The organism is Flammeovirga aprica JL-4 (assembly GCF_012844305.1).
Classification (GTDB): domain Bacteria; phylum Bacteroidota; class Bacteroidia; order Cytophagales; family Flammeovirgaceae; genus Flammeovirga; species Flammeovirga aprica.
Genome location: NZ_JABANE010000206.1, coordinates 1 through 6,287 on the forward strand (window position 1 = coordinate 1; position 6,287 = coordinate 6,287).

Below are 6,287 nucleotides of genomic sequence, written 5' to 3' on the forward strand. Positions count from 1 at the left end.
TAAACCCTCTTACTAAGTAAACCTCCTTCTTGGAATATTACAAGTAATGATTGATATACAAACCTAAGGTTAAGTCGTGGGCTGATGATGAGCGTAAGTTATTCTTGTGGTTCACGAAGATAGCTTGAAAGCGATCTCTACAGCTCCCTTCATTCTACATTCTTAATTCTTCATTCAAACCGTCATCGGTATTTCCATCAAAAGCAATTTACTACCTTTCTCCGCTTTAATATCCAATTTGTCAACGTTCCAAACCCCAAAACCATCACGCTTTTTGAGTTCCTGTCCATCAACCGTTACATTCCCTTCCAATACAAAAAGGTAAGCCCCGTTGTCAGTAGCATTGAAAGCGTAAGAAAGTTCGGTGTCTTGATCGAAATCACCCAAGCTGAACCATGCATTTTGATGAATCCAAACGCCAGCATCTTCTTTATTAGGAGAAAGTACTTGGTTCAGTTGATTTGGTTTTGAAATATCCCCAATAGAAATTTGATCGTAACGCGGTTCTACGGATTTCTCATTTGGGAAAACCCATATCTGCAAGAATTCTACATTTCTATCCGTATTCTTATTGTATTCGCTATGATAAATTCCCGTTCCGGCACTCATTACCTGTATATCACCCTGCTTAATGACCGCTTTATTTCCCATGCTGTCTTGATGTTCCAAATCACCAGAAAGCGGAATAGAAATAATTTCCATATTGTCATGAGGATGGGTGCCAAAACCTTTTCCTTCTGCCACAGTATCATCATTCAAAACTCTTAAAGCACCAAAATGTACTCTTTCAGGGTTATAATAATTAGCAAAACTAAACGTATGGTGAGAGTTTAACCATCCGTGATTTGCATGTCCTCTTGTCTCGGCTTTATGTAATACAGTATTCATAGTTTTATTTTCTTCGTTTGGTAAATGATTAAGCTGTTGAACATTTAAAATTGGGAGAATTTGGATAATTATTTTTTAGTCTAATCAAGGCAGAATAGAAGAGCATAGCTGTAGCTACGCGATGATATTCTAACGAAGAGTAGGCTAAAAAAGAAAATCCAAAACTTCCGATTTTAATTGTACAATAGCTTTAATCCTACTTGTTGCATCAATTTGTCATAATCAGAGTTTTTCAGTTTCACGTTAGATGCTTTGACCATTGAAGGTATAGTAGCACTCGCCACTGCGGCTTTTAATGATGTAGATATAAACTTTTTTCTGTCCATGACTTTTTGATTTTGTTGTAATACAAAGGACGGAAGAATAACAAAGGCAGGGAATATGAGAAAAAGTGAAAAACTTATGAAAATCCGAGATTTAGTATTTGGTGTAATTAATTGGGCGTTTTCTATACTAGAAGTCAGAGACTTCTAAAGATCTTTAAAGCACAAGAGGCACTATCGCTAAACTCTTACGCTAGAGAAAAGTAGTGCTACCACTGGCGCGAATGTTAAGCGTCAGCGTCATTCGTGTCCTACAGATCATCAGAAATCTCCTGATTTCTAAATTAAGGATGAAGAAAAAATGGATCGTATTATGGTTTTTGAAGTGTTTTTTATGGTGGCTCTGTGGACGTTGCAGTGTAACATCCCTACAACGGTATCCATCATTAATGATATTCTACCAAAAATTGAAAGTAGACTGTAGGGACGTTTAACTAAAACGTCCGCCGAACTACAACACGAACCACATTTTATACATCAAAAATGCCAATTTTTCCCAATTCCCTAACTCATTTTCCTAAATTGAGAAGGAGAAACACCCACGCATTTCTTAAAGAAAGCACTGAAGTTGGCAGGTTCTGAAAAGCCTAGTTCATGCCCAATCTCTTTATTACTTAGGTTGCTGAAATAGATCAACCTTTTGGCGGCTATTATAATTCTACTTTGAATATGTTCTTTGGCTGATTTACCGCTGTGTTGTTTCACTACTTTATTGAGATGGTCTGGACTGATATGTAATAGGTCAGCGTAGAAGTTGGTATGATGATCAGTTTTGTAATGTTGATTGATCAGCTGTTTAAATTTTCGGAAAATAGTATTAACACTATTAATATCTTCTTGTGGAAGAGAGCAGACGTTATTGCAGAGTATTAAAACCAGTTTCAATAAAGCACCAACAGCTTCTTCTTTATACGCTATTTCTGAATGAAAAATGAGATACATCTCCTGCAGGTATTTTTGAATCTTCAGAAAATCATCATCGTTAGGTACTAATGGAGGTGTCTCACTGAAATCGTTAAATAGTTTAAGGTCTTCAATGAAAGAAAGCGGAATATTATTAAGCACTAAAAAATCATGAGAGAAGACCACTGCAAACCCAAAAGATTTCTCTTCTTCAATGATTTGGTGCACCTGTCCTGGAGAGATAAAATAAATCTGCCTGCCTTCTAAGGAATAAGAGGTGAAATCTACTTTATGTTCCCCTTTTGCCTTTTCAGTAAAAATTAATGTAAAAAAATCATGACGGTGTGGATCATCTTTTTCTCCACTTCTTCTTTCATAAATTTCTTCCATTTTTGAAATGCCAAAACTCAGCTTATTATCCCTTTTATTTACGTTTTTATATGTTTTTACGGGTTCCATTCACTTTAAACTTTTACCTTTAGCATAAGGTTTACCTTTTAAATTTACAAAAATACATTGCAAGTCTATTGTATGGGAGTGTCGCCTTTTTGTATATTCAATTTTACTTTTTACAATAAAATTACGTAGATTTACTTAAACTTAAACGAAAAAACTACTCACAAATGAATGCTAGCATCGACTGTAAAAGCTGTCATAATGAACAGTGCCTCATCAAGAAAAATTGTCTTACAGAAGAGGCGATTCCTTATTTGGAGCAGAAATTAATGGTGAAAGCCAAGAAAAATCAACCTTTTATTTTAGAAGGAGCGCCTGTGCATGGCTTGTATTTTATCTATAAAGGTAAAGTAAAAGTGGCAAAAACGGGTATAAATGGAAAAGAACAGATCGTGAGGTTATGTCAGGATGGAGAAATCATCGGGCATAGAGGTTTTGGAGTAGGTCAGTTTTATCATATCAGTGCTGTAGCAATTGAAGACATCATGTTGTGTAACTTTTCGAATGAAGTCATCAACAATATGTTGCAGAAAGTACCTCAGCTTTCTTATAATATGATGTTGTTCTATGCTGAAGAGTTAAACAGAAGTGAGAATAAAGTACGTAAGATTGCTCAAATGACGGTGCGTGAGAAAGTGATTGATGCTATTTTATATATGAACAGAAAGTTTGGGCAAACTAATAACCTTTTAAACATTCAATTATCAAGAAAAGAAATAGCTGATTTTGCGGGTACTACTGACGAACAGGTAATTCGTGTTATTTCTTCTCTTAAAAAAGAAGGTATATTGATAGCACAGGGAAAACGCCTCGGAATTGTGAAATTAGATAAATTGAAGAACGAAATTAAGGAACATAACTTCTTTCTAGATAGCTGAATATAAGTTTTTTAGGTGGAATTTATTTATAATTTAACTTCATTAGTTGCTTTTTACTCTTAAAATGTGTTTACTTTAAAGTGTGTACAATCAATTTTTTTAGAATAACTAGTAAGCATGTCAGTTATAACATATATACGCGTATCTACAGTTGCACAATCAAAATTTAAACAGCAGGCAAAAATAAAAGGGAAACCTTTTATTGATAAATGTCCTGTTACTTTACCATTTATAGAGCGTCCTAGAGCACAGGAGCTTCTGACAACGTTAACCGAAGAAGATACATTATATATCGAAGATATTGATAGATTGGGAGACAATCCTAAAGACATTTTGGATGGCTTGAAGGCATTGTTGAAAACCAACGCTAATGTAATTATTAATAAGTTTGATCTTGAAGAAGGTGATTCAACAGCTGCCTTGAAAGCGGTAATTTCTGCTTTTGAGACCATGATCAATATGAAGGAGTATCAGATGCAGGAGAAAACTGTAGAAGGTATTGCCCGTGCGAAGGCTGAAGGAAAGTACAAAGGAGGAAAGAAGGGAAGAAAAATGAATGTTGAACGTTGGATGGAAAGAAATAAAGACGTCATCCAAGGTTTGAAAGACGGTTTAACTACGTATCAGATCTCAGATTTGACAGGAGTAGGGAAGACACAGGTTTCTAGAGTGAGAAAACGTCTTCGTGAAATTGAAGCAGAGCAAATTCAAGATGAAAATGAAGCAGAATCAGGAGTAGTGGATAATAATACATTACTGGCTGAAGCTTAAGAAATACATTACATTTATACGTAATTTGGAGACTACTTAACGTTAAGTAGTCTTTTTTTATAGAAAAAATACGTAATATTTTTGAAAAGTAAGTAAAAATACGTAGTATTGCTATGTAATTATTTTATAGCAACGTGAAAAATACTTAGTAGTATGAAGCCAAACATGATTTCAAACGAAAAAGCAACAAGCATTAACTTGTTCGATTTCAGTAGCATACAGATGAGAACATTCCATTTGAGTTGGATCGCATTCTTTTTGTGTTTCTTCGGATGGTTCTCCCATGCACCTTTAATCAAGTCTACAATTGGACCAGATTTAAATTTAACAAAAGAGCAAGCAACAATCGCTTTTATCGCATCAGTAGGGGTAACAATTTTTGCAAGATTAGGAATTGGTAACCTTTGTGATAAAATTGGACCAAGAAAAAGTTATGTATACCTTTTAATATTTGGTGCATTTGCAGTAGCAGGTTCTTCTTTTGCTAACACTTGGGAAACTTACTTACTTTCTCGTTTAGCTATCGGTGTAATTGGTGCTTCATTCGTTATTACTCAGTATCATACTTCAGTGATGTTTGCTCCAAATGTAATTGGTATTGCCAATGCAACAACAGCAGGTTGGGGTAACTTAGGTGGTGGTGTTACAAACGCTACTATGCCATTGATCGCATCAGGTGTAGCTGCATTTGGTTTAGCAGAAGCAGCAGAGTCATGGAGAATTGCAATGTGGGTACCAGCAGCTATCATGTTATTTGTAGCTTACTTATACTGGAAATATACTACGGACTGCCCAAAAGGAAATTATGATGATCTTCCTGAGGAAAGACCACAAGTGAAAAAAGGAGAAAAGAGCTTATTCTTAGCTGCAGCGTCAGACAAAAGAGTTTGGATCTTATTCTTAATGTATGCAGGATGTTTCGGTATGGAATTATTCGTTACAGGTAAAGCATCAACTTATTATCAAGAAAAATTTGCTTTGAGTCAGAAAGCAGCAGGTTTTGTGGTGTTATTCTTTGGAGCAATGAACTTATTTGCTCGTTCATGTGGTGGATGGATTGCAGATAAATTTGCAAAAGGCTCAGGTTTGAACGGTAGAGTAAAAATATTAGTATACGTAGTCATCGCAGAAGGTGTAGCATTATTGGTATTCTCAAGAATGAATGCGTTAGGACCGGCAATTACAAGTATGGTATTCTTCTCATTATTTGTACAAATGGCAGAAGGAGCAACTTACTCAGTAGTACCATTTATCAATAGAAAAGCTTTAGGTGCTGTTTCAGGTATTGTAGGTGCTGGTGGTAACGTAGGTGCTGTATTATACGCTCAATACTTATTGAGAACAGGTGCTTCACTTCAGGATGCATTCTTCACTTTCGGATTCGTTGTATCTGCAGTAGGTTTCTTAGGATTATTAATCAAGTTCTCAGCAGAAGACGAAGCGGCGGCAGTAGAAGAACAAAAGAAATTAGAAGCATTCAATGCTTCATTAGAAAATCAAGCAGCAGTTCCTGCTGTCTAACAAACAACTTCATACTAAAAAATATATCTATAAAATAGAAATATGTGATTTATAGTGTTCCGATATAAAAACTCTTATTTGCAGCAGTCTTTCTCTCTTGGAGGAAGACTGCTTTTTAGTTTTATGCAATGTATATTTTAAAAGGCATCATAAGAGGATGGAATGTAGAATGCTTTCTAAGTCATTATTTCTTATAATGGTATGCATTATTGTAAGACTACTTAAAAGCAGAATATCAGGGTGCTCTAGAGCTCTTGTGTAAACTATACAAACGTGTGTTGACTCTTTCATACTTTATTTTTAAAAATAATTACCCTCCTTTCATTTTTAATGGAATGAAGAAAAGTTAGCATTACTACTTTAAAGTCCACCACTTTGATGGTATAGTAAGAAATCTCTTACAGATTAAATAAAAACGGATTTGAAACTCAATTAAGGTTATCGTTCTAAAACGTGAAAAAGCCTGGGATTTTATAGGATCACCTTCAAAAAGTGGGCACAGGTTAACCAAATACCTTTGAAATTCTGAACAGGAAAAACTTTAAAT

The 6,287-nt window shown here is 35.1% G+C and carries 6 protein-coding genes; 3 read left to right on the forward strand and 3 right to left on the reverse strand.

Features of this window, described 5'->3' with window-relative positions:
* Positions 1-174: 174 nt before the first annotated feature.
* The 3 genes from HHU12_RS32725 to HHU12_RS32735 all read right to left on the reverse strand — a co-directional run bounded on the left by HHU12_RS32725 (position 175) and on the right by HHU12_RS32735 (position 2,573).
* The gene (locus tag HHU12_RS32725) at positions 175-888 is read right to left on the reverse strand and encodes a pirin family protein (protein WP_169660941.1); all 714 of its coding nucleotides are present in this window, start codon (positions 886-888) and stop codon (positions 175-177) included.
* A 173-nt stretch (positions 889-1,061) separates the two neighbouring features.
* Positions 1,062-1,214, reverse strand: a complete 153-nt coding sequence (locus tag HHU12_RS32730) for a hypothetical protein (protein ID WP_169660942.1) — start codon at positions 1,212-1,214, stop codon at positions 1,062-1,064.
* Positions 1,215-1,715: 501 nt separating this feature from the next.
* Positions 1,716-2,573 (reverse strand): helix-turn-helix domain-containing protein, encoded by an 858-nt coding sequence (locus HHU12_RS32735; RefSeq protein WP_169660943.1) that lies wholly within the window; start codon positions 2,571-2,573, stop codon positions 1,716-1,718.
* 164 nt (positions 2,574-2,737) lie between these two features.
* On the opposite strand from HHU12_RS32735, the gene HHU12_RS32740 reads away from it, so the two are divergent.
* From HHU12_RS32740 to HHU12_RS32750, 3 genes are all read left to right on the forward strand, one after another.
* Entirely contained in the window at positions 2,738-3,448 is a 711-nt protein-coding gene (locus HHU12_RS32740; protein WP_169660944.1) for a Crp/Fnr family transcriptional regulator, read from the forward strand.
* Between the two features lie 117 nt (positions 3,449-3,565).
* Entirely contained in the window at positions 3,566-4,219 is a 654-nt protein-coding gene (locus tag HHU12_RS32745) for a recombinase family protein (RefSeq protein ID WP_169660945.1), read from the forward strand.
* 222 nt (positions 4,220-4,441) lie between these two features.
* A complete protein-coding gene (locus HHU12_RS32750; RefSeq protein WP_240971244.1) occupies positions 4,442-5,740 on the forward strand; it encodes an MFS transporter in 1,299 nt (432 codons plus the stop codon).
* The last annotated feature ends 547 nt before the right edge of the window (positions 5,741-6,287 follow it).